This window comes from Micromonospora sp. CNZ303, assembly GCF_004345505.1.
Genome location: NZ_SLVT01000006.1, coordinates 124,290 through 147,815, shown reverse-complemented (window position 1 = coordinate 147,815; position 23,526 = coordinate 124,290). Strand labels below are relative to the sequence as shown.

At 73.8% G+C, this 23,526-nt stretch carries 21 protein-coding genes and 2 pseudogenes; 16 read left to right on the top strand and 7 right to left on the bottom strand.

From position 1 onward, the window contains the following. The first annotated feature begins 5 nt into the window (after window positions 1-5). The 8 genes from hppD (at window position 6) to EV374_RS12265 (ending at window position 8,539) form a co-directional block, all read left to right on the top strand. Window positions 6-1,109, top strand: coding sequence for a 4-hydroxyphenylpyruvate dioxygenase (gene hppD / locus EV374_RS12300; RefSeq protein ID WP_132234710.1), 1,104 nt, complete (start codon window positions 6-8; stop codon window positions 1,107-1,109). After that, entirely contained in the window at window positions 1,106-2,035 is a 930-nt protein-coding gene (locus tag EV374_RS12295; protein ID WP_132234708.1) for a phytanoyl-CoA dioxygenase family protein, read from the top strand. Before hppD ends, EV374_RS12295 begins: the two co-directional genes overlap by 4 nt. A 1-nt stretch (window position 2,036) precedes the next feature. Next, window positions 2,037-2,834, top strand: coding sequence for a DUF3050 domain-containing protein (locus tag EV374_RS12290; RefSeq protein WP_132234706.1), 798 nt, complete (start codon window positions 2,037-2,039; stop codon window positions 2,832-2,834). Next, window positions 2,831-3,802, top strand: a complete 972-nt coding sequence (locus EV374_RS12285) for a thiamine pyrophosphate-dependent dehydrogenase E1 component subunit alpha (protein ID WP_132234704.1) — start codon at window positions 2,831-2,833, stop codon at window positions 3,800-3,802. Before EV374_RS12290 ends, EV374_RS12285 begins: the two co-directional genes overlap by 4 nt. A 2-nt stretch (window positions 3,803-3,804) precedes the next feature. Continuing rightward, window positions 3,805-4,776: a transketolase C-terminal domain-containing protein gene (locus EV374_RS12280; RefSeq protein ID WP_132234702.1), complete on the top strand. Its 972-nt coding sequence runs from the start codon at window positions 3,805-3,807 to the stop codon at window positions 4,774-4,776. Then, entirely contained in the window at window positions 4,777-6,135 is a 1,359-nt protein-coding gene (locus EV374_RS12275; RefSeq protein ID WP_132234700.1) for a hypothetical protein, read from the top strand. A 150-nt stretch (window positions 6,136-6,285) separates the two neighbouring features. Beyond that, entirely contained in the window at window positions 6,286-7,527 is a 1,242-nt protein-coding gene (locus EV374_RS32515; protein ID WP_165947769.1) for a hypothetical protein, read from the top strand. 37 nt (window positions 7,528-7,564) lie between these two features. Next, complete coding sequence (locus tag EV374_RS12265) at window positions 7,565-8,539, top strand: phosphotransferase family protein (protein ID WP_486485723.1); 975 nt, start codon at window positions 7,565-7,567, stop codon at window positions 8,537-8,539. A 68-nt stretch (window positions 8,540-8,607) separates the two neighbouring features. On the opposite strand, the gene EV374_RS12260 is transcribed toward EV374_RS12265, so the two are convergent. After that, complete coding sequence (locus EV374_RS12260; protein ID WP_132234698.1) at window positions 8,608-9,255, bottom strand: response regulator transcription factor; 648 nt, start codon at window positions 9,253-9,255, stop codon at window positions 8,608-8,610. Beyond that, complete coding sequence (locus EV374_RS12255; RefSeq protein ID WP_165947768.1) at window positions 9,219-11,144, bottom strand: histidine kinase; 1,926 nt, start codon at window positions 11,142-11,144, stop codon at window positions 9,219-9,221. The genes EV374_RS12260 and EV374_RS12255 overlap by 37 nt, the downstream gene beginning before the upstream one ends. Window positions 11,145-11,275: 131 nt before the next feature. Here EV374_RS12255 and EV374_RS12250 point away from each other — a divergent pair. Continuing rightward, window positions 11,276-11,944 (top strand): annotated as a pseudogene (locus EV374_RS12250) (ABC transporter ATP-binding protein); the annotation flags it as partial. Between the two features lie 62 nt (window positions 11,945-12,006). After that, complete coding sequence (locus tag EV374_RS12245) at window positions 12,007-12,750, top strand: ABC transporter permease (protein ID WP_132234692.1); 744 nt, start codon at window positions 12,007-12,009, stop codon at window positions 12,748-12,750. 90 nt (window positions 12,751-12,840) lie between these two features. On the opposite strand, the gene EV374_RS33375 is transcribed toward EV374_RS12245, so the two are convergent. Then, the gene (locus EV374_RS33375; RefSeq protein WP_486485722.1) at window positions 12,841-12,972 is read right to left on the bottom strand and encodes a hypothetical protein; all 132 of its coding nucleotides are present in this window, start codon (window positions 12,970-12,972) and stop codon (window positions 12,841-12,843) included. Window positions 12,973-13,078: 106 nt separating this feature from the next. On the opposite strand from EV374_RS33375, the gene EV374_RS12240 reads away from it, so the two are divergent. The 3 genes from EV374_RS12240 (at window position 13,079) to EV374_RS12230 (ending at window position 16,056) form a co-directional block, all read left to right on the top strand. Beyond that, window positions 13,079-14,581, top strand: a complete 1,503-nt coding sequence (locus EV374_RS12240) for an MFS transporter (RefSeq protein ID WP_132234690.1) — start codon at window positions 13,079-13,081, stop codon at window positions 14,579-14,581. Between the two features lie 36 nt (window positions 14,582-14,617). Continuing rightward, window positions 14,618-15,211: a TetR family transcriptional regulator gene (locus EV374_RS12235; RefSeq protein ID WP_132234688.1), complete on the top strand. Its 594-nt coding sequence runs from the start codon at window positions 14,618-14,620 to the stop codon at window positions 15,209-15,211. A gap of 107 nt (window positions 15,212-15,318) precedes the next feature. Next, window positions 15,319-16,056 carry a hypothetical protein gene (locus tag EV374_RS12230; RefSeq protein ID WP_486485721.1) on the top strand — a complete coding sequence of 246 codons (738 nt, stop codon included), beginning with the start codon at window positions 15,319-15,321 and terminating at the stop codon, window positions 16,054-16,056. Between the two features lie 18 nt (window positions 16,057-16,074). On the opposite strand, the gene EV374_RS12225 is transcribed toward EV374_RS12230, so the two are convergent. Then, window positions 16,075-16,752 carry an SGNH/GDSL hydrolase family protein gene (locus EV374_RS12225; RefSeq protein WP_132234686.1) on the bottom strand — a complete coding sequence of 226 codons (678 nt, stop codon included), beginning with the start codon at window positions 16,750-16,752 and terminating at the stop codon, window positions 16,075-16,077. Window positions 16,753-16,884: 132 nt separating this feature from the next. Here EV374_RS12225 and EV374_RS12220 point away from each other — a divergent pair, with 132 nt between their 5' ends. Continuing rightward, the gene (locus tag EV374_RS12220; RefSeq protein WP_132234684.1) at window positions 16,885-17,376 is read left to right on the top strand and encodes a hypothetical protein; all 492 of its coding nucleotides are present in this window, start codon (window positions 16,885-16,887) and stop codon (window positions 17,374-17,376) included. 76 nt (window positions 17,377-17,452) lie between these two features. Beyond that, window positions 17,453-18,598 (top strand): annotated as a pseudogene (locus EV374_RS12215) (MFS transporter); the annotation flags it as partial. A gap of 42 nt (window positions 18,599-18,640) precedes the next feature. Here EV374_RS12215 and EV374_RS12210 read toward each other — a convergent pair. The 3 genes from EV374_RS12210 to EV374_RS12200 are packed head-to-tail and all read right to left on the bottom strand — an operon-like array spanning window position 18,641 to window position 21,936. After that, window positions 18,641-19,099: an MmcQ/YjbR family DNA-binding protein gene (locus tag EV374_RS12210; protein WP_132234682.1), complete on the bottom strand. Its 459-nt coding sequence runs from the start codon at window positions 19,097-19,099 to the stop codon at window positions 18,641-18,643. A 9-nt stretch (window positions 19,100-19,108) separates the two neighbouring features. Next, window positions 19,109-20,344, bottom strand: a complete 1,236-nt coding sequence (locus tag EV374_RS12205; protein WP_132234680.1) for an MFS transporter — start codon at window positions 20,342-20,344, stop codon at window positions 19,109-19,111. Further along, entirely contained in the window at window positions 20,341-21,936 is a 1,596-nt protein-coding gene (locus EV374_RS12200; protein ID WP_132234678.1) for an AMP-binding protein, read from the bottom strand. The genes EV374_RS12205 and EV374_RS12200 overlap by 4 nt, the downstream gene beginning before the upstream one ends. Before the next feature lie 299 nt (window positions 21,937-22,235). Between EV374_RS12200 and EV374_RS12195 the strand changes: the two genes are divergently transcribed. Beyond that, window positions 22,236-23,510 (top strand): SGNH/GDSL hydrolase family protein, encoded by a 1,275-nt coding sequence (locus EV374_RS12195; protein ID WP_207914148.1) that lies wholly within the window; start codon window positions 22,236-22,238, stop codon window positions 23,508-23,510. Window positions 23,511-23,526 lie beyond the last annotated feature (16 nt).

Sequence of the window (23,526 nt, the reverse complement as noted above, 5' to 3'; positions counted from 1 at the left end):
GGACATTGGACATCCGAGCAATCGACCACATCGAACTCTTCGTGGGGGACGCCCGGCAGGCGGCCTTCTACTTCGACCGGGCGGTCGGCTTCCAGCTGCGCGGCCAGGGCGGTCCCGAGACCGGGCTGGCCGACCAGCGGTCGCTGCTGCTGAGCCAGGGCGACGTCCGGGTGGTGCTCACCACCGGGCTCACCGCCGAGCACCCGGCGTCGCGGTACGTGCAGCGCCACGGCGACGGCGTGGCAGTGGTCGCATTGGAGGTCGACGACGCCGCGGGCGCGTACGCCGAACTGGTGCGCCGGGGAGCGGTGGGGGTGACGCCGCCGACCGTCTTCAGCGGCGCGGACGCCGAGGTGGTGACCGCCGAGGTGGGGGGCTTCGGCGACGTGCTGCACCGCCTCGTGTCCCGCCACGGCGACCGGGGCGAGTTCCTGCCCGGGGCGGTCGAGATGACGCCCCCCGACGACGGCGGCGGCAAGCTGCTCGCCGAGATCGACCACCTGGCGGTCTGCGTGCCGCCCGGGCAGCTCGACGAGACGGTCCGGCACTACCGGGAGGTGTTCGGGTTCGCGGCGATCTTCGCCGAGCACGTGGAGGTCGCCGGGCAGGCGATGAACTCCACGGTGGTGCAGAGCCGGTCGGGTCGGGTGACGCTGGTGCTGCTGGAACCCGACCGTTCGCGCCGGCCCGGGCAGCTCGACGCCTTCCTCGACCAGCACGCCGGCGCCGGGGTGCAGCACCTGGGGCTGCGCACCGACGACATCGTCACCGCGGTGGCCGCCCTCGCCGAGCGGGGCGTGCGCTTCGCCGGCACCCCGGCCAGCTACTACGACGCGCTGGAGGCGCGGGTCGGCCCGGTGGACGCGCCGCTGGACCGGCTGCGCGACCTCGGCGTGCTCGTCGACCGCGACCACGGCGGTCAGCTGTTGCAGATCTTCACCGAGTCCATGCACGTGCGCCGCACGCTCTTCCTGGAGCTGATCGAGCGGCGCGGGGCGCGGACCTTCGGCAGCGGCAACATCAAGGCGCTCTACGAGGCCAAGGAACGGGAACTGGCCGCGGCGGGCACCGCCGTCGCGGCCCCGACACCGCAGGAGGTGCGGACGTGACCGCGACCGAGTTCGAGCCGGCACTGACCGCCGAGGAGGAGGCGCTGCTGCCCTCCGACGACGACGTGGCGTTCTACGCCGCGCACGGCTGGTACCTGTCGAAGAAGCTGCTCACCGACGACGAGGTGGACGCCCTCACGGCCGCCTCCGACCGCTACTACGCCGGCGAGCGGGACCGCCGCCTGCCGGTGCGCCCGGCGCGGCTCGCCTACTGGGAGCCGTCGAAGGGCCCGGTGCAGCGGCACAACGACTACGTCCACCACGAGCACGACGTGCTCGGGGCGATCCTGCGCAAGCCGCTGATCGGCGCGGTCGCCGCCCGCCTCGCGGGGGCCACCGAGATCCGCGTCTTCCAGTCCACGCTGATCCAGAAGCCGCCGGTCTCGGGCGAGCCGTCGAACATCGTGCCCTGGCACTTCGACAAGCACTACTGGGCGTCCTCGTCGTCGGAGGACATGCTCACCGCGTTCATCCCGTTCCACGACTGCGGCGAGGAGATGGGCACCATCACGATGGTCGACGGCTCGCACCGCTGGGCGGAGATCGGCGCCGACGACACGGTGGTGCGCCACTTCGCCGACCGCGACCGCGGCCAGCTGGAGGAGATGCTCGCCGAGAACGCGGCCCACAACCGCGTGGAGATCCGCAAGGTGCCGATGGTGATCCCCAGGGGACACATGAGCTTCCACCACTGCCGCACCTACCACGGCAGCGGCGCCAACGTCAGTGGCCGCCCGCGCCGGGCGATCTCGCTGCACCTGCAGGACGGCGACAACGCCTGGCGGGAGTATCGGCTCTCCGACGGCACCCTCGCCGCGTACAACCACGACGTGCTGGTCCGCCGCACCGACGACGGGCGGCCGGACTACGCGGACCCCGAGTACTGCCCGGTCATCTGGCGCGACCGCGCTCCGCAGGGAGGCTGACATGTCACGGTACGACTGGGGTAGGACGCACCCGGGCATCGAACGGCTGGAGAAGGCGGTGGGCGAGCGCCGCGAGGCGGTCGTGCGACACCCGCTCTACGCCGCTCTCGACAGCCACGAGGCGCTGGTCACCTTCATGGAGCACCACGTCTTCGCCGTCTGGGACTTCATGTCCCTGCTGACGTCGTTGCAGCGGCAGCTCACCTGCGTCACCGTGCCGTGGATCCCCACCGGGCCCACGGGCAGCCGCCGCCTGATCAACGACATCGTCATGGTGGAGGAGAGCGACGAGCTGGGCGACGGCCACATCAGCCACTTCGAGCTGTACGTGCGGGGCATGCGCGAGGCCGGTGCCGACACCACCGCCGTGGACACGCTGATCGACCTGCTGCGGGCCGGCCGGCCGGTGGCCGAGGCGCTGGTGGCGGCCCGGGTGCCCGCTCCGTCGGCGGCGTTCGCCGGCACCACCTGGCGGATCATCGAGAGCACCCCGGTGCACTGCCAGGCCGCCGCCTTCGCCTTCGGCCGGGAGGACCTGATCCCCGACATGTTCACCCAGGTCGTCGCGGTCAACGAGCGCAGCCGGCGGCTGCACACGTTCGTCGACTACCTGGAGCGGCACATCGAGGTCGACGGCGAGCAGCACACCCCGATGGCCATGCAGATGCTGGCCGACCTGTGCGGCGACGACGACGCCAGGTGGCAGGAGTGCGCGGACACCGTCAACACCGCGCTCGCCGCCCGCGCCCGGCTCTGGGACGACATCCTCGCCGCCGTCAAGCAGGGGCGCGAGCGGTGACCGACGCCGACCCGGCCCGGCTCTACCGGACGGTCCGGCTGATCCGCCGCTTCGAGGAACGGGCGATCGAGCTGGTCCGCTCCGGGCACGTCGTCGGCGGCATCCACCCGTACCTCGGACAGGAGGGGATCGCCGCCGGGGTCTGCGCGGCGCTGCGGGCCGACGACGTGGTCGCCGGCACGCACCGGGGGCACGGGCACGTGCTCGCCAAGGGCGCCGACCCGGCCCGGATGATGGCCGAGCTGTGCGGCCGGGTCACCGGCCTCAACGCCGGCCGGGGCGGCTCGATGCACGCCGCCGACCTCGCGGTCGGCGTGCTCGGCGCCAACGCCATCGTCGGCGCGTCCGGGGCGATCGTCACCGGGGCGGTGTGGGCGCGCCGCCGCCGGGGCGACGACATCGTCGGGGTGAGCTTCTTCGGCGACGGCGCGGTCAACGAGGGGATGCTGCTGGAGGCGTTCAACCTGGCCGCGCTGTGGCGGGTGCCGGTGCTGTTCGTCTGCGAGAACAACGGCTACGCCACCACGATGCCCGTCGCGGGCGCGGTTGCCGGCAGCATCCCCGGCCGCGCCGCCGCGTTCGGTATCCCGGCCGCCGTCGTCGACGGCCAGGACCCCGAGGCGGTACGCGACGCCGTGCGCGCCGCCGTCGACCGGATGCGCGCCGGCGGGGGCCCCGAGCTGATCGAGGCCCGCACCTACCGCTTCGACGCCCACCACACCTTCGAACACGCGGTACGCCTCGACTACCGCCCGCCCGACGAGGTGGCCCGGGGCCGCTCCCGCGACCCGGTGGACATCCAGGGCGCGCGGCTGCCCGCCGCCGTACGGGCCGACGTGGACGCCGAGGTGGAGAAGGTGTTGGCGCGGGCCGTCGAGTTCGCGCTCGCCAGCGCGGAACCGGACCCGGCCGACGCCCTCGCGCACCTGTACGCCAGCGGCCTGACCGCCCGCACCGGAGGTGGCTAGCGATGCCCAGGCTCTCCTATCGCAAGGCGCTCACCCGGGCGCTCGCCGACGAGCTGGCCCGCGACGAGTCGGTGTTCCTGCTCGGCGAGGACATCCGGGTGGCCGCCTCGAACGTCACCGCCGGGCTGGCCAAGCGGTTCGGCCCGGACCGGGTGCGCGACACCCCGCTGTCGGAGCAGGCGTTCACCAGCTTCGCCACCGGGGCGGCCCTGGCCGGGATGCGGCCGGTGGTGGAGTTCCAGATCCCGTCGCTGCTGTTCCTGGTCTTCGAGCAGATCGTCAACCACGCGCACAAGTTCCCGCTGATGACCGGCGGGCAGTGCGCGGTGCCGGTCACCTACCTGGTGCCGGGCTCCGGCTCCCGGACGGGCTGGGCGGGGCAGCACTCTGACCACCCGTACAGCCTCTTCGCCCACGTCGGGGTGACCACGGTCGTGCCGGCCACCCCGGCCGACGCGTACGGCCTGCTGGTGTCGGCGGTGCGGTGCGACGACCCGGTGGTGGTCTTCGCCCCCGCCGGGGCGCTGGACGTGCGCGCCGACGTGGACCTCGCCGCGCTGGCCCCGGTGCCGCTGGGGCGGGCCCGGGTGCACCGGCCCGGCGACGACGTGACCGTGGTCGCGGTCGGGCACCTGGTGCACGACGCCCTCGCGGTCGCCGACGAGCTGGCCGAGCAGGTGTCGGTAGAGGTGTTCGACCCGCGCACGCTGTACCCGTTCGACTGGGACGCGCTCGCCGCTTCGCTGGCGCGCACCGGGCGGCTGGTGGTGGTGGACGACTCGAACCGCTCCTGCGGCATCGCCGGGGAGATCATCGCGACGATGGTCGAGCGGGTGCGGCTGGTGGCGCCGCCGCGCCGCGTCACCCGCCCCGACGGCGCGGTGCTGCCGTTCGCCCCGGCGCTGGACCGGGCCGTGCAGCCCAGCCGCGAGCAGCTCCGGGCCGCCATCGGACACGTCATGAAGGAGGGATGAATGGACGACGCCGACTACCGCTGGCCCTCCGCCGCGCGGGCGTGGCTCGACCTGCCCGCGCCGCTGCGCGCCGAGATGGTGGCCGCCGGGGCGCAGTCCTGGCGGGAGGTCTTCGACGGCCGGGCCACGTACAACGAGCAGTGGCGGCTGGCCCGCCCGCCGGTGATGGACGAGACGTCGCTCGGCGTGCTCAACGCCGTCGCCGACCGGATCGCCCAGCTCATCTTCGAGGCGTGCCGGCGGCGGGCCGGCACGGCGGGGGAGCTGCGCCGGCTGCTGGACGTGCCCGACGGCGAGACCCGGCTGCTCGACGACGACGAGCCGCTGACCGAGGCGCTGCTCGACGCGTTCCGGCCGGACGTGCTGCTCAGCGACGGGGTGCCCCGGTTCGTCGAGTACAACATCGACAGCAGCCTCGGCGGGGCGTTCGACGCGGACACCACCGTGCGCCGCTTCGTCGAGGTCTACCGGCGGCGCGGCCTCACCGACCGGGCCCGGCTGGCGGCGGCCCCCTCGGCGGTCGACCGGCGGTTCGCCGCGATCCGCGCCGGCCTCGGCCTGCCCGGGGGTGCCCGGGTCGCCATGCTGATCGACTTCGACGCCGAGTACCCGGGACTCGACGACCCGCAGCGGTTCATCCGGCTGCTGTCGCCGGTCGTCGAGCGGGCCGCCGCGTGCGGCATGGACCTGGTCGTCGCGCCGGTCTCCCAGGTAACGCTGGACGACCGGAAACGGCTCGTCGCCGGCGGCGCCCCGGTCGACGGGGTGTTCCGGCTCTTCGTGCCCAACCGGGTCACCCCGAGCGCCGGGGTCGACGCCCTGGCGGCGGCGCTGGCCGCGGGCACCGTGCCGATGTGGGTGTCGGCGGCAGCCTGGCTGATCGCCAACAAGCGGGCCTTCGCCTGGCTGTGGGAGGACGCCGACACGCTGCCGTCCGCCGACCGGGACCTGGTGCACCGGTACGTGCCGCGTACCTGGTCGCTGACGGCGGACCTGTTCGACCGGGCGGTGGCCGACCGGGCCGGCCTGGTGGCGAAGCCGGCCGACGGCTCCGCCGGGGTGGACGTGCTGATCGGCCGGGAGACCGACGCCGGCGCGTGGCGCGACGGGCTGACCCGCGCCGTCGACCGGGGCGGCTTCATCCTCCAGGAGTACGTGAAGGCCGACGACGTCGGGCTGGACTTCGTGCACATCGGGACCGGTGAGACGGTCACCGCCGAGGTGCCGTACAGCATCGCCCCGTACCTGTTCGGCCGCCGGGCCGCCGGCGCCTGTATCCGTACCGGCTTCCCCGGCTGCGACGGCGTGCTCAACCTGGCCCGAGGCGTCCTCCTCTCCGGCCTGCTGGTGGCCGACTGACGTCGCGCGGCGCGGCGGCTCGCTCCCGCCCCGGTGACCGGGTGCGGCGGATCCCGTACGCCGCGCCGCGCAGACGTTTGCAAGAGTCGATGTGAGCGGTTTGACTGGGGGTCGTCGACGACGATCGCCGCCTGCCTGAAGGAGCCCGCCATGGGTCTTGGTCATCGATGGCTGTCGCGCACGGCGGCGGTGACGCTGCTCGTCCTCGCCGGGCTGGCCGTCCCCGGCGGTCCCGCTGCGGCGGCGAACGCGGATCCGAAGTTCACGTTCGACGTGACCGGCACGACGATTCCGGTGGGGGTCCCGAAGAAGCGGATCCACCTCAAGTTCACCAACCTGACCGACAGGACGCCGAGGGAGGCGGTCTTCTACGTCCGCCCTGGCGAGCAGGACTGGCCGGACGGGATCTCCCTGATGTGGCCGGAGGGCGGTGGCTCCGGCGAGTGCGACGGCGACGCCGCGGGTTGGTACTGCCGGATCGGTCCGGGCGCGCTTGCGGAGTTGCTGCCGGCAGCCGGCGAGACGGTGGATCTTCCCTTCGACGTCAACGTGCAGGACAACCAGCAGCCCTACGAAGGCACGTTCTCCGTCGAGGCCGGCATGGCCTGGGGCGACGAGCCGACGAAGACCACCGCCCGCAAGTTGTTCACGCTCAGGTTGGTCGACGAACCCGAGGCCGATCTGTCGGTGGTGGCGCCGGACGTGAAACAGTCGGTACGGATCGGCGCGGGCGGCCGGCTCGAACCCACCGGGACGTTGCAGCCGGGTGAGACGGGCGCGGTGCGGTACCGGATCGCCAACCAGGGCCGCAGGGCGGTCGGTGGCGTCAAGGTCACGCTGCGCCTGCCCGGGGCGGTGACGTTCACCCGACCGCCGAAGGAGTGCGTCGTCGCCGGCGACCGGCGGTCGGCCGTCTGCACCCACGACACGCTCGCGCTGATTCCGGCCGGCCAGGACACCGACCCGACCGACGGCAGCCACTCCGCCGTCGAGCTGCACGAGCTGGTGACGGTGTCGGCCGCCACGAAGGCGCCCGTCACGTTGGCGGGCGGGACGGTGCAGGTCGAGGGCCTGGCCGCGCGGACGGACGGTCGCTCCGGCCTGCCGCGCACCGAGCTGCCGGCGAACGCCGTCGCCGTGCCGGCGGCCGACGTGGACGACAGCGACAACCGGGACGGGTTCGCGGTCCTGGTCGCGGCGAAGGGCGGTGCCGGGGACGACGGCGGCGACGGCGGTGGCGGTGGGGGCGACCTGCCGATCACCGGGCCCCGGGCCGGACTGGTCGCGGGAACCGGTCTCGCCCTGGTGGCGGCCGGCGGAGTCGTGTTGCTCCTCGCCCGGCGCCGCCGCGTGGTCGCGGTGCGCGGCGGGGGCGGTACGCCTGCCGCCTGATCTTTCACCGCGGTCGCCGCCGGGGCAGGATAGCCGGGTGGGTGGCGCGCGGGTGGGGCTGACGGTCGACGAGCTGCTGCCGGTGGCGCGGGCGGCGTTCGGGCGGGGGCGGGCGCTGGTCTCGGTGCGGCGGCTGACCGGCGGCACGAAGAAGGGCGTCTACCGGCTGACCCTCGACGACGGGTCCACCGGCGTCGCCTACGTCTGGCACCCGGGGGAGGACTACTGGCCGGCGGCGGCAGCGGCACCCGACGACCCGTTCGGGCACGCCACCGGGGCCGGCCTGTTCGCGGCGGCGCACCGGGAGCTCACCGCCGCCGGGGTGCGCGTGCCCCGGCTCCTGCTGCACCCCACCGCGACCCTGCTGCCGGGCGAGGTGGCCGTGGTGGAAGACGTCCGGGGCGGCACCCTGCACGACCTGCGCCGGCGTGACCTGCGCCGCGCCGGGTCGGTGTCGGCCCGGTTGGGCGACGCCGTCCGGAGCATGCACGCCCGGCGTCGCGACCGGTACGGCCGCCCGGGGGCCGACACTCCGACGGCGGATCGGCCGGTGGAGCGGCTCGTCCTCGACCGGGCGCTGCGTGACCTGGCCGAGGCCGCCGCCCGGGTCGAGCGGATCGCGGCCGTACGGGACCGGCTCGCCGACGCCCTGGCCGAGCGGTACGCCGCCGTGGCCCCCCGCTCCCGCCACGGACTGATCCACGGTGAACTGGGCCCGGACCACGTGCTGGTCGACGACCGGGACCGCCCGGTGCTGGTCGACATCGAGGGCGCCATGTTCCTCGACGTCGAGTGGGAGCACGCCTTCCTCGAGCTGCGCTTCGGCGACGACTACCCGGCGCTGGCCGTGCCCGGTCTCGACGAGGACCGGCTGCGCCTCTACCGGCTCGCGACCCACCTGTCTCTGGTGGCGGGCCCGCTGCGCCTGCTCGACGGCGACTTCCCCGACCGGGCCGGCATGCTCGCCATCGTCGCGCACAACACCACCCGGGCGCTGGACCAGCTCGCCTGAGCCCTGCCGCCGGCGCCGGTGGTGGTGAGGGCGTGCGATGGCGTCGCAGGGCCGGGGAAGCGCGGAGGTCAGGCGTCGTTGAGGTACGCGAGGACGGCGAGGACGCGGCGGTTGTCGTCGGAGGACGGGGGGAGACGCAGCTTGCCGAAGATGCTCGCGGTGTGTTTGCCCACGGCGCTCTCGCTGAGGAACAGCCGCTGCGAGATGGCGGCGTTGGAGCGGCCCTGGGCCATGAGTTCGAGGACGTCCCGCTCGCGCGGCGTGAGGCGGGCCAGGGGTGAGGCGGTGCCGCCGGCCGTCAGCAACTTGGCGATCACCTCGGGGTCCATCGCGGTGCCGCCCGCCGCGACGCGCCGCACGGCGTCGATGAACTGGTCGGCGTTCAGGACGCGGTCCTTGAGCAGGTAGCCGACCGCGCCGGCCCCGTCGGCCAGCAGCTCCCGGGCGTAGAGCTGCTCGACGTGCTGGGACAGCACCAGCACCGGCAGGCCGGGGACGTCCCGCCGGGCGGCCAGCGCCGCCTGGAGGCCCTCGTCGGTGAAGGTCGGCGGCAGCCGTACGTCGACGATGGCCACGTCGGGCCGGTGCCGGGCCAGGGCGGTGCGTAGGGACGGCCCGTCGCCGACGGCCTCGGCGATGGTGAAGCCGTGGCTCTCGAGGAGCAGGACCAGCCCGTCCCTCAGGATGTGGAGGTCTTCGGCGAGGACGACGCGCACGGGATCTCCATGGTGACGACGGTGGGTCCGCCGGGCGGACTGTGCAGGGTCAGGGTTCCGTCGAATGTAGCGAGCCGCCGTTGGACGCCGCGCAGCCCGGTTCCCCCGGCCGGGTCGGCCCCGCCGGGACCGTCGTCGGCCACCACCATCCGGAGCACCCCGTCGCGGTGCGACAGCGAGACGGAGATGTGGGCCGCGCAGCGGGCCGCGTTGGTGAGGGCCTCACAGGTGACGAAGTAGGCGGCCGACTCGACCGGCGCGTCGAGCCGGCCGGGCAGGTCGACGTCCACGTCCACCGGCAGCGGGGTGTCGAGCGCGATCGCCCGGACCGCGTCGCCGAGTCCGCGCTCGGCCAGCACCGGCGGATGGATGCCGCGTACCAGGTCGCGCAGCTCGGCCAGCGCGGCGGCGGATGTCTCCTGCGCCTGCGCCAGCACCAGCCGCGCCCGCGCCGGGTCGGTCTCCATGAGCCGCGCGACGGCGGCCAGGCCGAGCCCGACGGCGATGAGCCGAGCCTGGGCACCGTCGTGCAGGTCGCGTTCGATGCGGCGCAGCTCGGCCGCCTGCACGTCGACGGCGTCGGCCCGGGTGGTGGCGAGGTGCGAGACCCGAGAGGCGAGCACGGCGGCCGCCGTGGGGGTGAGCAGGAGCCGGTCCCACGCCAGCCGCAGCCTCATCAGCGGGCCGGCCAGGCCGAGCCCGAGCAGCGCCGTGGCCAGCCCGAGGGGCATGCTCGCCCAGTCCGGTAGCCACGGCCCGACGAGACCGACGTGCTCGATGCCGAACCACAGGTAGAACGGGGTGATCCAGTAGCCGGTGGACAGGCCGATCGGCACCGCCCAGCTCACCCAGGTCAGCGGCTGGCAGAACAGGCCGTAGAACCCGAAGCCGACCAGGACCGCCGGCACGAACGAGAGCGGGGCCAGGGCGAGCGAGCCCAGTGCCCACAGCTGGTCGCGCCAGGTGGCCGGGTCGCCGAACAGCCACCCCGGCCGCTGACCCTGGACGGCCGCCACCAGATCGGTGTAGAGGACCCGCCCGACCCGGTAGTTGCCGTCCTCGCCGGGGCTGGGCGGCGGCGGGTACGGCCGGTACGGCGCGGGCAGGTCGGCGCCTGTCCACCGGCGGACGTGGCGCCGGTAGAGCTCCACCACCGACCGCGTGGCCGGCAGGGTGTACGGCAGCAGCCCGCCCCATGACACGACGGCGGTGAGCAGGTTGAGCAGCAGGCCGCCGAACGCGGCGAGGGACAGCCCGGCCAGTCCGGCACCCCGCCACGTCGCGGCCGACGTCCGGGCGACCCACCGGCCGACCGCCGTCTGCGGTGGCTTCCCAATGCCCAGCAGCATGCCGGTCCACCGCCCGTACGCCCGCAGCGCAGCCGGCGCGAGCAGGAACGCGGCCACCATCGCCGCGACGGCCACCGGCACCGACCACGCGAGCGGCCAGGGGGGCGCGACGAGCAGGAGCACGCCGGCCGCGATCAGCGCGGGCGGCACCAGGAGCGGGACCGCGCCGGTGACCGGGGTGAGCATCAGCCACGCCCATTCCCGGCCGAGCGTCGGGTCCTTCGCGTGCTGGTCGAGCCTGAGCAGGAACGCCGGCACCCGGGGCGACCTGAACACCGTGTCCCCGTGGACGTACCAGCCGTCCGCGCGCCGCTGCGGTGTGGGTGGCCTCGACCGGACGGGCTCGGGGGTGTCCGCTCCGGCCCAGGCGCGGGCGAGCCGGCGGGCCAGCGCGGTCAGCCGGAACTGACCGGAGACGACGAGCGGGTAGGGGAGCACCAGGGTGGCGGCGAGCACGAGGAGGTACCCGTAGGCGAACCCGGCCGCGACCAGGACGACCAGGGCGACGCAGCGCGGTACGGCGAGCACGAAGCGGGTCACGGGTCGAGTCTTCGTCGCACCGACCGCCACCGCATCGGGGCAGGCTACCGACCAGGGGTGGGGCTGGGTACACCCCCACCGGGCGGCTGGACCCATTCTGCGCGCCCGCCGCGATTCCTAGCGTTGCCGGCATGTCAGTCATCGAGGTGCGCAACCTCCGCAAGCAGTACGGCGACCACGTGGCCGTCGCCGACGTGTCGTTGAGCGTGGAAGAGGGCGAGATCTTCGGACTCGTCGGCCCGAACGGCGCCGGCAAGACCACCACCGTGGAGTGCGTCGAGGGACTCCGGACCCCGGATTCGGGGACGGTACGGGTGCTGGGGCTGGACCCGTACCGGGACCGCGCGGCGGTACGGCGGAAGTTGGGCATCCAGCTCCAGGAGAGCCAGCTGCCGGACCGGATCAAGGTGTGGGAGGCGCTCGACCTCTACAGCTCGTTCTATCCGCACCCGGCCGACTGGCGGGAGCTGATGGACGAGCTGGGCCTGGCCGCCAAACGGAACACGGTGTTCGCGAAGCTCTCCGGCGGCCAGAAGCAGCGGTTGTCGATCGCGCTCGCCCTGGTCGGCAACCCGAAGGTGGCGATCCTCGACGAGCTGACCACCGGCCTGGACCCGCAGGCGCGGCGGGACACGTGGGAGCTGGTCCGCCAGGTCCGGGACCGCGGCGTCACGGTCGTGCTGGTGACCCACTTCATGGACGAGGCGGAGCGCCTCTGTGACCGGTTGGCGGTCGTCGTGGCCGGCCGGGTCGTCGCCGTCGACACCCCCCGCAACCTGATCGCCGGTGCCCAGGTGCCCGGCGTCGAACGGCCCACCCTCGAGGACGCGGTCCTCTCCCTCACCGCTGCCAGGAGCCTCCGATGACCGCCCTTGCCAGGATCGTCCGCGTCGAGGCGAAGCTGTTCCTCCGGGATCCGGTCGGCACGTTCTTCGCCATCGCGTTCCCGGCCCTGCTGATCCTGGTGCTCGGCCTGGCCCTGCCGGGGACCCGCGACCCGTCGGAGGAGATGGGCGGTCGGCGTCCCGTGGAGGTCTACCTGCCGATCACCATGACGCTGGCCATCGCGACGGTGACGATGGTGACGCTGGTGGCCGTGGTGGCCAGCTACCGCGAGCGGGGCGTCCTGCGCCGGCTGTCGACCACCCCGGCCTCGCCGACGGCGTTGCTCGTCGCGCAGGTGGTCGTGAACGTCGCCGCACTGCTGGTCGCCTGCGGCCTGGCCTGGCTGGTGGCGGCGACCGTCTTCGACGTCTCCCCGCCCGGCAACGCGGTCGGCTTCGTCCTGGCGTTCACGCTCGGGTCGAGCGCGATGTGCGCCGTCGCGCTGCTCGTGGCGGCGGTCACGCCGAGCGCCCGGGCCTCGTCGGGGGTCGGCCAGCTGATCTACTTCCCGATGATGTTCTTCGCCGGGGTGTGGACGCCGGGGCCGCAGATGCCGGACCTGGTGCGGAAGATCGCCGACTTCACCCCGTTGGGGGCCGCGTCCCTGGCCGTCCAGGACGCCTGGGCGGGCTCGTGGCCCACGCTGCTTCACCTGGCCGTGATGGCGGCGTTCACCGTGGTGCTGGGCGGCTTCGCGGCCCGCTACTTCCGCTGGGAGTGATCCGCCGTCGCGATCGGCACGGGCCGCCGACGATGTCGACGCATCGGGGGACGGCGTCGTCGGACGGTCCCGGTCGGCGCGGTCACCGGGTCAGGCCCACCAGGGCGGCCAGGTGCGCCACGCCGGCCGGCGCCGCGCCGCCGCCCACCACGGCGGAGCCACCGCCCTGGGCCGGTCGGCGGCCAGCCGCGCCACGTCGGCCTCGGCGAGTCTCACCAGCACCGACGCGGTGATCCGGTACGCCCGCCCCAGCCGGGCGGTTCGTCGTTCCGGTCTCCTCCCTGGTAGAACTGTACCGTCGGGACGGTTTAGTTCTAGGGGGATGCGGATGAGTGAGGCGTTGAGCCCCACGCGTCGCTGGGCGTCGCTGGCCGTACTGGTCGGCGCCGTGTCGTTGCTGGCGATCGACGCCACGGTGCTCTACCTGGCCGTGCCGTCGTTGACCGCGGAGTTGTCGCCGACGGCGACGCAGGTCCTGTGGATCGGCGACATCTACTCCCTGGCCCTGGCCGGTCTGCTGGTGACGATGGGCAACCTGGCCGACCGGATCGGACGGAAGCGGTTGTTGCTCGTCGGTGCGGCCGCGTTCGGACTCGCCTCGGCGCTGGCGGCGTTCGCCCCCTCGGCGGAGGCGCTGATCGCGGCTCGTCTGCTGTTGGGCGTGGCGGGTGCGACGATCATGCCGTCGACGCTGTCGTTGATCCGGAACATCTTCACCGATCAGATCGAGCGGACGCGGGCGATCGCGATCTGGTCGGCCGCGGCGGCGAGTGGCATCGCGCTCGGCCCGCTGGTGGGTGGGGTGCTGCTGGAGCACTTCTGGTGGGGCTCGGTGTTCCTGATCAATCTCCCGGTGATGCTGCTCGTGCTGATCGTCGGCGGGTGGCTCCTGCCCGAGTCCCGCAACCCCGCCCCTGGCCGGTTCGACCTGGTCTCCAGCGGGTTGTCGATGCTGACGATCATCCCGTTCGTGTACACGATCAAGAAGCTCACCGCGGGCGGATTCGGCGTCACCGCCGCCGTGGCGATCGCGGCGAGCGTGGTCGGCGGGGCGCTGTTCGTGCGTCGTCAGCGGCGGGTCGACTCGCCGATGATCGAGGTGGACCTGTTCCGCAATCCCGCGTTCAGCGGGGCGGTGCTGGTCAACTTCATCTCCGTGTTCGCCCTCAGCGGCGTCCTGTTCTTCTTCTCCCAGTACCTCCAGCTCGCCCGCGAACTCAGTCCCCTGCGGGCGGGACTGGCGCAGTTGCCCGCGGCGCTAGCGGCGATGGCCGCGGTCGCGGCCGTCGGATTCCTGCTCACCAGGCTCGGGCGGGGACGGGCCATCGCCGTCGCCCTGCTGACCGGGGCTGGCGGAATGGCGGTCCTGGCCGCGCTGGAAGGCAGCGAGCAACTGGGCTGGGTGCTGCTCGCCATGGTCCCGCTGGGCCTGGGGATCGGCGTGGCCGAGACCCTCAGCGTCGACGCCGTGGTTTCCGCGGTCCGCCCGGCCAAGGCCGGCGCGGCGGCGTCGGTCGCGGAGACCGCGTACGAACTCGGCGTCGCCCTCGGCATCGCGATCCTGGGCTCCGTCGTCACCGTGCTCTACCGCTTCCACCTCGCCCTCCCCGCGGATCTCGCCGGCGGGGCTGCGACCCGGGCCGAGGACTCGTTGGCGGTGGCCAGCACGGTCCTGGCGCCCGGCAGCGCGGCACTGGAGGCCGCGCAGGAGGCGTTCGTGTCCGCCATGCAGGCAACTACCCTGATCGCGAGCGCGGTCATGGTGATCGCCGCGATCGTGGCCTTCACGCTCATTCCGAACAGCAGGGACGCTGCGCCAGCGGAGCACTGACATCCGGGTTCGTACCCGGGGAGAAAGGACGTCGACGTGGCACGGACCGCCGGGCGCAGCGCAGCCGAAACGAGACGGCTCATCCTGGACGCTGCCGCGCGTCTCATCAGCAGGCATGGCACCGCGGTGCCCGTCTCGGACATCGCCGAGGCAGCCGGCGTGTCGAAAGGCGGTCTGCTCTACCACTTCCCGAACAAGGAAGAACTCCTCAGCGGCCTGGCCAGCCATCTGATGGGCCAGTTCCGCCACGACGTCGAGCAGGCCGCGGCCGAGGAGGAGGAAGGAACGCCGGGCAGGCTCGCGAGGGCGTACATCCGGGTGAGCTTCGCCCACGCCGGCGACCTCACCGGGCTACGCGACCACATCGCCCTCGCCGCCCACCTCATGTTCGAACCCGGCCTGGAGGCGCTCGCACAACGGGACGCGCAACAGTGGCGGGCGGCCCTCCTCGACGACGGCCTCGAACCCACGATCGTCCGCATGGTCATCGCCGCCGCCGACGGCAGCAACAGCGCACCCCTGTGGGGCGCCATCCTCGACGACGTCGACCGCGACCACCTGGAAGCGGACCTGATCGCCCTCACCTACCGCGACCACGTCCACGTCGGCTCGCGGAACGTCGACATCTGACAGCCCGCCGACGGTTCCGCGTCGATGCCGGGCCGCGTCGGGCTGCCGATCGGCGGGCCGACATATCGAGGTGTGTGGCCGGCGACCGTCCTGGTAGAAAGGCGTCCGTGCGTACCGTCGTGGAGCCGCTGCGGGCACGGCCACGGCCGGGTGACCAGATGGACCGGTTGTTCGCGGGTGGCTGGCCGGCGTTCATCACGGCCGACCGGCAGGCCGGCCGGTACCTCGGCCGGGTGCGGGAGGTGTTCGCCGACCTGGAACTCGTGCTGCTCGACGGCGACGGCGACCTCGTCGCGGCGGGATGGGCGGTGCCGATCCGCTGGGACGGCGACCCGGCGCACCTGCCCGAGGGCTACACCGACTCCCTGCGCCACGCGGTCACCGGCCACGACCGCGACGAGACCCCCGACACCCTCGTGGTGATGGCCGCCCAGGTGCGTTCCGACCTGCGTGGCCAGGGCCTGGCCGGTGATCTGCTCACGGCGCTGCGGTCGGTGGCCGGGCAGCGTGGTTGGTCGCGTGTCGTCGCCCCGGTGCGGCCCACGCTCAAGGCCCGTTACCCGCTGACCCCGATCGAGCGGTTCGCGGCCTGGACCCGGGAGGACGGCTCCCCGCTCGATCCCTGGCTGCGTACCCACTGGCGGCTCGGGGCCCGACCGATCGCCATGGCGCCCCGGTCGCAGACGATGACCGGCACCGTCGCCGAGTGGCAGCAGTGGACCGGCATGGTCTTCCCCGACAGCGGCGACTACGTCATCCCCGACGGCCTCAGCCTGTTGCGCGTGGATCTCGATCTCGACCAGGGCACCTACGTCGAGCCGAACGTGTGGGTCCGGCACCGCTGAGCCGCGTCACCGGCTTGGTCAGGGCGCGAGGTGGGCGCCGAGGCGGCGGACGGTCTCGGCGGCGGCGACCGCGTCGCTGCGGGCGCTGCCGTGCCGGCCGTCGCTGCTGTACATCGTCGCGTCGGCGGTGAGCGGGTGGTCGGTGAGCCGCACGTGCAGGGTGCCGAGCCGTTCCGCGAGGGCCCCGGTGTGCGCCGAGAGCCGCCGCATCCGCTCGCCGAGGCCGGCGCGGTGCCGCTCGGGCACGGCGGGGCTGAGCGACACGTCGAACATGCCGACGGTGACCACGTCCGCCCCGGCCGCCTGCAAAGCCTCGATGATCGCGGTCAGCTCCGCGTCGACGGCGTCCGCGTCGTAGCCCCGCCCGAAGGCGTCGTTGCCACCGCAGACCACCAGCGCCAGGTCGGGGCGGAAGGCCAGCGCCGGGGCGAGCTGGGCGGCGCGCACCTCGTGCGCCCGCAGCCCCCGCAGGCCCAGATTGAGGTACGCCAGCTCCGGCCGGACGGCCCGCAGCTCGGCCGCGATCCGGTCCGCCCACTGCACGTCGGGATAGCCGTCGACGGGCTCGCAGAGCCCTTCGGCCACGCTGTCGCCCAGCACCGCGAAGCGCTGCCACGGGTGGTCGCGCAGCAGCGCCGCGCTCTCCCCGTCGCGCAGGCACCACGGATCCGTCGCCTCGGTCAACGTCGATGGCATGCCGGCACGCTAGCCGACGTCCGGGGGCCGGAGAAGGGCCTGGCGGACTGACGCGACGCTACGGTCGGTCGGCTTCCGGTGCCCGGCTGACGCGGGCGACGCGCGGTCCGCGTGTCAATGTAGCGTTGACATGTGACGCCCGAGCTGAGCCAGCTGTCCACTGTCGCGCCCGACCGCGCGCGGCTGGACGAGCGGGAGCTGGAGCTGATCGACCGCGCGCGTCACCTGGGTGCGACGTGGGCTCAGATCGCTGCCGCGCTCGGCTTGGGCAGCCGGCAGGCTGCGGAGCAGCGCCGACAGCGCCTGGCGGCGGCGCGGCGGTCGCGGCGGCAGGAACGGGATCTCGGATACTCGGCCCGGATCGCGGCGATCCGGGGCGCGGTCTTCGAGCTCCAGCGGTGGATCGAGGCGGACCGGCGGTGGGATGCGCGGTTCCGGCGCGCGGCCCTCGTGAGGAGGACCGCCGAGGTGGCCCTCGACGCCGATCCGGGCTCGCTGTACGCGCTGGCGTCGCTCCTCGCGGCCGACCTGGCCGACCTGCCCGACGTGGAACGTGGCCGGTTACCGGCGCCGGTGCGGACCGTCGCGTCGACTCTGGACGACCTGCTGTCAACGACACATTGACGAGTTGCGGCAGTATTGCCTGTGTCTCACTCAAGGCTGAGGATTCGAGTCGACGTGGCTCAGCCTTGGAGGACTCGTGCGCCGCAACGCCGCGCTGTTCATCGCGATCTCGCTGCTGTCGGGCTTCGGCAGCAGCGCCATGTCACTGGTCGCCGGGATCTGGATCCTGGACCTCACAGGCTCCGCCAGTCTCGCGGCCCTCGCCGGGCTCTGCGTGTACGCCCCGGTCCTCGGCGGCCCCTGGCTGGGGGCTCTGCTCGACCGGGCGCCCAGGCGACCGCTGGTCATGGCCGTCAACCTCGCGTTGTCCGCCGTACTGCTCAGTCTCCTCACGGTGCGCGGACCGGAGCAGACGTGGCTCATCTTCCTGGTGTCCTGCGCCTACGGCGTCAGCTACGTGCTGATCGACGCGGGCGAGTCGACGCTGCTGCCCTCCGCGCTGTCGCCCACGGAACTCGGAGACGTCAACGGCTGGCGTTCGAGCGCCCAGGAGGGCATGAAGCTCGTGGCGCCCGTGGTCGGTGCTGGCCTCTACGCGTGGCGCGGGGGCCACGCCGTCGTCCTGCTCAGCGCGGCGACGCCGGTCCTGGTCGCCGTCCTGTACGCGGCCGTACGGCTGAAGCAGCTGCCACCCGTCCGGCCGGCCGACCGGCCTCGCGGTGTGCGTGCGGGATTCGCCGTCCTCCTCGCGCATCGGGCGCTGCGCGTCACGGTCGTGCTCGCCGCCGTGTCGATCGCCATGTCCGGCTTCACCACCGCTGCCAACTACGCGATCGTCACCACGGGGTTGGGCCTACCGACGACGTTCCTCGGCGTGCTGCTCAGCGCGCAGGGGGCCGGGTCCGTCGTCGGCGGCCTCGTCGTCGGCCGGCTCATCGCGCGGTGGAGCCCGGTCGCCGTGGGCGTCACCGGCACGACGCTCTTCGCCGTGAGTTGCCTGGTGCGCTGCCTGCCCTGGTGGCCCGGCACGGTCGCCGCCTCCGTCGTCGCCGGCGTCGGCCTGCCCTGGGCCCTCGTCGCCGCGGTGACCGCGGTGCAGACGCACACGCCGACAGCGATGCTCGGCCGGGTGTCCGGCACCGCCAACACCGCGATGTTCGGCCCCGTCGCGCTGGCGATCCCCGTCGGCTCCGCCATCGTCCACTTCGGTGGACGCCTCACGCTCGTCGCAGCCGCCGCGATCTGCCTGGCCTGCGCAGCCGGCGCGGCCTACCGCCACCGGACGTGGCGACAGGCCGAGCGGGCCTCGACGGTCAACGGTAGGTCATGCCGGTGCCGTCGGGGACGTCCGCGGTGCGGAAGGCCCAGGTGCCGTCGCCGGATCGGGCGAGCCCTTCGGGCCCGCCCGGTAGGCAGCCGCGAGCCGCTTCGGCGCCCGGTCCTGCCACGCCTCGACGACGAGTTCGGCCAGTTCCTCGGGGTCGATCCGGTCGAGCCGGACGAGGATCGCCGGGTAGCCGTCGAGATGCGGGACGGTGAAGTAGACGGCCGGGTCGTCGGCCAGCAGTGCCTCCTTCGCCCCCAGGTCCGGCACCCGTACGCCGAGGATCGGACCGTCGGGTGCCGCCGCCCCCAGGGCGTCGAGGTCGGCTCGGCGCAGCGGTCGTTCCCAGACGAACGCCCGGTCGCGGACCTTCCACGCCGGCGCCCCCTGGTAGGACGGGTGCTCGCCCGTCTCCGGCAGACCCAGCGCGATCCTGCGTACGTCCTCCCAGGTGGCCATGTCCCGACCCTAAGCCCGGCCTACGACACCCGGTGCCCGCTCGGCCGGCGCCGCCGTCGACCGTGGCCGCAGGCCGGGCAGCAGCGGCAGCAGGGTGACCACGAGGGAGAACGCCGCCATGACCAGCAGGGCGGGGGCGAGACCGAGCGCGGTGGCCGACCAGCCGCCCAGCAGCGCGCCCAGCGGCAGGCCCGCGAACGCCAGCGACCCGGCCAGCCCGATCACCCGGGTCTGCAGGCCGGCCGGCACCCGCTCGTAGATCGCCACCCCGAGCAGCGGGTTCACCGCCGCGATGCCGATGCCGGAGGCGAACGTCACCGCCAGCACCACCGCCAACTCCTCGCTGAGCGCCAGGACCAGCAGGCGCGGGGCGCCGCCGAGCGCCGCGCCGACCACGAAGGTCAGGTACCGGGGCAGCCGGGGACCGTACGCCGTGAACAGCAGGTTGCCCAGCAGCGCGCCGGCCGAGAACGCCCCGAGCAGCAGGCCCAGCCCGGCGGGGCCGCGCAGCACGTCGGCGACCCAGAGCGGGATGTAGACCGCGACGCTCGCGTTGACCACCATGTTCAGCGCCGAGATCACCAGCAGCATGGTCAGGAGCATCCGGTCGCGGCCCAGGTGGCGGAACCCGCCCGCGAGCGCGCGCAGGTAGCCCTCCGGCGCCGCCGGTCCCGTCGCGGGGGCCGGCGGCCGGACCAGCAGGCCGACCAGCAGGGCGCAGGCGGCGAAGCTGGCGGCGTCGATGAGGAGCGCCTGCGTCACCCCGAACCACCAGACGAGCAGCCCGCCCAGCCCCGCGCCGAGCAGGGTGACCAGCCGGCCCAACCCGTCGTAGACGGAGGTCAGCCGGATCAGCCGGACCCCGGCGGCCTCGGCGGCCGGGCGGAACATCACGTGCTTGACCCGGTCGCCGACGCCCCGCAGCGCGCCCACCAGGGCGACCAGGGCGAGCAGCGCGCCGAAGCCGAGCCACGGGGTGAGGGCCACCGCCACCATCAGCCCGGCGCTGCCCGCGTCGGCCAGGATGGCGGTGCGGCGCAGCCCGATCCGGTCCGCCCAGGGCGTGCCGAGGGCGCTGGAGAGCAGGTAGGGCAGCGTCTCGGCGGCGGCCACCGCGCCCATCTTCGCCGCGCTGCCGGTGGTCTCCAGCACCAGCCAGGGCAGGGCCACCACCGAGATCCGGCTGCCCAGGTTGGAGATCAGGTCGGCGGCGACCAGGACGGTCAGCTCCCGCCGGGGGGTCACGCGAGGCTGCCGATCGACGCCTCCGGGTGCGCGACCGACGACGGATGGTCTGCGGCGTACCGGGCCCGCAGCGCGCGCTTGTCCACCTTGGCCGAGCGGTTGAGCGGCAGCCGGTCGACGAACTCCACCCCGCCCGGCGCCCAGGTGTCGCTGAGCTCGGCGGTCACCAGGTCGATCAGCTCCCCGGCGGTAACCGTCGCGCCGGGCGCCGGCACCACGTAGGCGTACGGTAGTTCGCCGGCCGCCTCGTCCGGTACGCCGATCACGGCTGCCGCCCGTACCTGCGGGTGCCCTGCCAGCACGTCCTCGACCGGGCGGGAGTGGATCGGCCAGCTGCGCCGCCGGGTGAGGATCCGGTCCTGCAACCGGTCGACGAGGTAGAGGTAGCCGTCGGCGTCGAGGTGCCCGACGTCGCGGGTGCGGACCCAGCCGTCGACAAGCGTCTCGGCGGTCAGCTCCGGTTGGCCGTGGTAGCCGGCGAAGCGCAGGCCGGTGTGCACCCACACCTCGCCGTTCTCACCGGGCGGCAGCACCGTGCCGTCGTCGGCGCGGATCTCGACGCGCACGTCGCCGTAGGGGCGCCCGCAGGAGCGCAGCCGCTGCGGGTGCGCCGGGTCGTCGGTCAGCCCCGGCAGGGCGGTGACGACCACGGCCTCGCTGAGGCCGTACACGATCCGCAGCACCGGGCCGAAGCGCGCGATCGCCTGGCGCAGCCGGGCGGGCGCGGCGGGCCCGGCGCCCACGTTGAACATGGACATGGCGGAGAAGTCCGCGCCGTCGAGGGCCGGGTGGTCGAGCACCTCGTAGAGCATCGGCGGCGTGACGAAGGTCGAGTTGATCCGCTCCCGGCCGACGGTCCCGATGAACCGCGCCGGGTCCCAGCCGTCGCGCGGGAACAGCACCCCGCCGGTGAAGAGGTTGAACAGCGTGGTGATCTGACCGCTGGCCAGCCACATCGGCGAGTGCGACAGGTGCCGCAGCGGCGGGTGCCCGGCGGCGCGGAAGTCGGCGGCCAGGGCGAGGATCTGCGCGTAGAAACTCTCCCGGTGGTGCACCAGCTTCGGGGTGCCGGTGGTGCCGCTGGTCTGCAGGAACGACTCCGGCGCCGGCACGTCGGCCGGCAGCTCGACCGCCCCGGCGCGCTCCGTCGCGGCGAGGAGGTCCGGGACCGCGCCGCCCGGACCGAGGCAGAGCACGGGTACGCCGGACAGCCCGGCGGCCAGCTCCGGGCCCAGCCCGGCCGGGTCCCGGGCGTCGTAGACGAACGCGTCGGGACGGGCCAGCCGGACGAACTCGGCTACCTCCCGGCGGGACGTCACCGGGGCGACCCACATCGTCCGGCAGCCCAGCAGGTGCAGGGCGAGCTGCACCAGCGGCCCCTCCACCGGGTTGCCGAGCGCGAGCAGCACCGCCTGCCCCGGCCGTACGCCGTGCCCGAGCAGCGTCGCGGCCAGCCCGCGCACCCGCGCGGCGGCCTCGGCGTAGCTGAGCCGCTGTCCGTTTCCGACCAGCGCCTCCCGGTCGCCGAAGCCCGCGAAGAGCTCCAGCGCCCGGTGCGCGTAGCCGGCCGGTCGTTCCGCTCGGTCGGTCATCCGACAGCCCCCTCGCCGCAGCAGTGTGGCCGTGTGCCGGGCGGCCCGGCACGGCGCGGCGGCCGGGCGGGCGCACCGCCGCCGTCCGTGAGCGTAGGGACCACCGACTGTCACCGGACAGAGCCTGAACGGTGCTCCGGACGGACCGGAGGACATTTGATCGCGTCGATCAGGTTGATTGACGGTCGTGAAACGCGACGGCTAGGTTTCTGGACCATCGTCCAGGCGGCGCCGTCAGCGGACGGCCCTGGGCTGCCAACGATGGAGGTTCAATGTCGACTCCGAAGAGATGGCATGTCATCACGGCCGCGGCCACCCTGCTCGTCGCCGGCGCCCCGGCGATGGTGGCCAGCGCCGGCCCGGCGGACACCGGGGCGTCCCAGCAGCGCACGGTCTGGGCGGGCAGCTGGGCAGCCGCCGTGACCAGGGGAAACGCGACCGGCCTGACCAACACCGGCCTCAACGACCAGAGCGTACGGATGGTCGTGCACACCACCGTCGGCGGAGAGCGGTTCCGGGTCCGGCTCAGCAACTCCTACGGCGAGCAGGCCGTCCGGGTCGGCCGCGCCACCGTCGCGAAGCCGAACACCGCGACCCCCGACGACCTGTCCGACATCGACCCCTCGACCCTGCGGACGCTCACCTTCGGCGGCGTCACCTCGGCCACCATGAACCGGGGCGCCGAACTGGTCAGCGACCCCGTCGCGCTGCCCGTCGGCGACCAGCAGGACCTGGTGCTGACCGTGCACTTCCCGACCCCCACCGGGCCGGTGACCTTCCACGGCCAGTCCCGGCAGACCAACTTCATCGGCGCCAGCGACCTGACCTCCGCCGCCGGCGGGGCCGGGTTCACGATCCGACCGAACTGCTGCTGGTTCTTCCTGTCGGGCATCGACGTGCAGCGCCGGCACAGCCCCGGCTCGGTGGTGGTGCTCGGCGACTCCATCGCCGACGGCAACGGCAGCACCGTCAACGCCAACAAGCGCTGGCCCGACCTGCTCGCCGACCGGCTCATCGACGCCCGCCCGGACGTACGCACCCCGGGCGTGCTCAACCTCAGCCTCGCCGGCAACCGGCTCAACCACGAGGGCCCCGAGCCCGGGGCGGGCGGCTTCCCCGGCTACCACGAACTCGGCCCCAACGCCCTGGCCCGGCTCGACGAGGACGTCTTCGCGCAGACCGACGCCCGGACCGTGATCACCGGACTCGGCATCAACGACATCTGGATGTCGGGCGACTCCGCCGAGCAGGTCATCGCCTCGCTGCGGCAGATCAACCAGCAGGTGAAGGCGCGCGGGCTGCGCAGCCTCGTGACGACGCTCAGCCCGTACGAGGGGCACGGCAACCCGGGGGTGTGGACGCCGGAGAAGGAGGCCACCCGGCAGGCGGTGAACGCGTGGCTGCGCGGCAGCGACGAGTTCGACGGGCTGCTCGACTTCGACCGGGTGCTGCGCGATCCGGCGCAGCCGAGCCGGCTGCTGCCCGCGTACGACTCGGGCGACCACATCCACCCGAACGACGCCGGCAACCAGGCGCTGGCGAACGCCGTACCGCTGCGACTGCTCGGCCTGTGACACCGGGCGCGGGCGG